The sequence below is a fragment of the uncultured Thiodictyon sp. genome (genome assembly GCA_903837595.1).
Taxonomy (GTDB): domain Bacteria; phylum Pseudomonadota; class Gammaproteobacteria; order Chromatiales; family Chromatiaceae; genus Thiodictyon.
In genome coordinates, this window is record CAILVI010000234.1 from 1 (window position 1) to 2,713 (window position 2,713).

The window sequence follows — 2,713 nt, forward strand, 5'->3', positions numbered from 1 at the left end:
ATTCAGGCCCGGGTTGCGACTTCCCTGGAATCCTCCGGTCCCTCCGGCTTCTCCTCCGGCTTCTCCTCCGACACCAGCGCGCGCAGCGCGCTGCATCCCGAGCGCACCGCCATCCACCGCACCGGCCCCTCCGCGCCCGCCAAGGCCCTGCTCGCCAGCGGCCAGGTCCGCCCCGGCGCCACCATCCGCGACTTCGGCTGCGGCTACGGCGCCGACGCCGCCTACTTTGCCCAGCACGGGCTCCACGCCCACCGCTACGACCCCTACCACTACCCCCACCCGCCCCGTGGCACCTTCGACTGGGTGTTCGTCAACTACGTGGTCAACGTCCTGCCCTACCCCGCCGAGCGCGTGGCCGCCATCCACGCCGCCGCGAGCTACCTGGCCCCCGGCGGCATCATGGTCATCACCGCGCGCAACCCGGCCGACCTCGCGACCTCACGCTCGCGCCACTGGCGCCCCTACAGCGATGGCTTCGTCACCAGCCAGCAGACCTTCCAGCGCGCCTTCACCACCCCCGAGCTGGAGTACCTGGCCGCGGCCGCCGGGCTCGCCACCAACCCCTGGACCAGCGGCGTGAGCAAGGCCGCCGCGTGCTTCGCCCTGGCCTAACCGAGACCGTCCTCACTCACCCCCGCTGCCCAGCGCTAGCTGCGCGGGCGCGAGAGCCAGGAGTAGATGGCGGCCTCCAGCTCCTTCCATTCGTTCTTCACGTACCCCAGCGTCCCCACCGCCGTCGTCCACAGAATGTGCAGTGCCACATGCACGCGCTCGCGCGCCGCCTCGTCAGCCGTCTTGAATGTCATGCCTACATCATCGCACAGGTAGGGCAAGGTAGTCAAGAGGGCCGAAAGAGAGTAGCGCCGGAGGGGGAGGGAGGGAACCGCGGGCGCCGGCCGCGCAGCGCCGCCGCGGGAAGGCGCGCGGGCGGATGGCAAACGGGCTCCTAGCCGCTACCAGGCCGGCGATCGGAGAGCGGCGCCCGGACCGCAGCGCACGCGCCCAAGCGCGAGCGCCGGCTAACGCTTAGCCGAGCACACCCCGCCGGAGCGGACGGAGGCGAGCCGCCGGCGGAGCAGCCCCGGGCCGGCCGGTCCCCGATGGGCGAGACCCCGATGGGCGGCCCCCGATGAGCGAGCCCCCAATGGGCAGCCCCGGGCCGGCAGGTTCAGGATAGTAAACGCGCCGGTCACCGTCCTGAACGGCACCATCACCGGCCGCAACCGCACCAGCGCCCTCGGAGCTGAAGCGCTCGGGGTTCAGTATAGTGAACCGGGCGTCAGGGAGCTGAACGGGGCAGGCGGCATGGTAGGTAGTAGGTAGCAGGTAGTACACGGTATACACCACGCACCACGTACCAGGTACCAGCTACGGGGGAGCCAGACCGCCGGACCGGAGCCCGGCAAGACTGACCGGCGGGCGAGCGCGGGCCGTGCAGCTGGGAGGTAGAATTACACCCCTCGATTTGCGGCCTGCCAACCCACGGAAAATCGGGTTTGTTCGGCGCGGCCCGGATTTATTAAAAACGACAGCGACGGGCGAGGGCGGTTTCGTTAATGTGTTTAGTATAGTGGAAATGGGCCTGACCGGCATCCTGACCAGCGTCCACGATTCGTGCAGGCCGAACTGCCAGACCGCCCGCCCGAGCGCGCAGTGTGGCACTGGGGCCGGACTGCCAGTTAAAAGGGCGAAATGCGGGCCGGCAGAGGACTTGAAGCCGGGCGCATAACGCCCGCGGCGGGGGCTTTGGGGCCGGGGCTGGAGGCGCAGTGCGGGCGGCGATGGGAGGTGGATAAGGGGTGGATTGGAGGGTTTTCCTCTTGCAGGAGCCGTGCCGGATTTCGGAAAAGGGCGAAAATAGCCCTTTTCTCTGTTCTGGCAGAACTCGGAGGCCAGGGACACTTGTACCGGCTCGGCAATACTTGGAGAGAATGAGCGAACCTTGCAAGTGTAGGTAATTGCAAGTGTAAACGGAAAGTTCTGCGTAAACAAACTGAAAATGGCTTTCACTGACCGACGGTTAGAACTTTTTTTGGTCGCCCATCTGCCCGTAGGATAGTGAATGACCTTGTAACCCCATGAAAACACACTATGTACCTTCGGCGCCAGCGAACTACCGTCGCTGCAATACCGACCTCTGGAAAAACACGGGCGAGTGAATCGCGATTTACCGTCGAGAACACTCCCCATTAGGTTCGACGAGGCTAAACAAACCATCGGTTAGACCTACACTGAACGCCTGTCAACTGGTTGGTTAGCCGTCCCGCCCTCCCCCGCCGGCCCCGGAATCGAAAAACGCTTGATCTAGCACGTACCACGTAGTACGCTCTTTCCTACCACGATGACTCGCGCGCCTGCCCAGACCTCGCTCCCGCCCATTCGTTGCCCCTGGCCCGAGTGCGACTGGGAGCCGATCCCACGCCCCATCCGCACCTTGGCCACCAACACCGCCGACCTCGCCACGCACCTCCTGGCCGCCCACGAGGGCCGCGCGCCGGGCTGTGACGACCAGGGCCGGCCCAGCACCGCACCCCAGGACCTCAGCGCCGCCCAGCACGCCCAGGAGCGCCTGGCGTCCCAGTCCTACAGCGAGGAGGCCGCCTGCGCCAACTCCGCTGACGACCTCCTGGTCGGCGCCTTCACCAACCAGGCCCTCGGCGCCTCCCGCCCCCGCCGCGCCCTCGCCGGCCGTGACGCTGGCCCCGGCCGCGCC

At 67.3% G+C, this 2,713-nt stretch carries 3 protein-coding genes; 2 read left to right on the forward strand and 1 reads right to left on the reverse strand.

Going from position 1 to position 2,713, the window contains the following annotated elements:
- On the forward strand, window positions 1–612 hold a 612-nt coding region (locus tag QZY44_RS12550), incomplete at its 5' end, for a methyltransferase domain-containing protein (RefSeq protein ID WP_295446691.1).
- 35 nt (window positions 613–647) lie between these two features.
- On the opposite strand, the gene QZY44_RS12555 is transcribed toward QZY44_RS12550, so the two are convergent.
- A complete protein-coding gene (locus tag QZY44_RS12555) occupies window positions 648–806 on the reverse strand; it encodes a hypothetical protein (RefSeq protein WP_295446693.1) in 159 nt (52 codons plus the stop codon).
- A 1,535-nt stretch (window positions 807–2,341) separates the two neighbouring features.
- On the opposite strand from QZY44_RS12555, the gene QZY44_RS12560 reads away from it, so the two are divergent.
- Window positions 2,342–2,713: hypothetical protein (locus QZY44_RS12560; protein ID WP_295446694.1), on the forward strand; the 372-nt coding region annotated here is incomplete at its 3' end.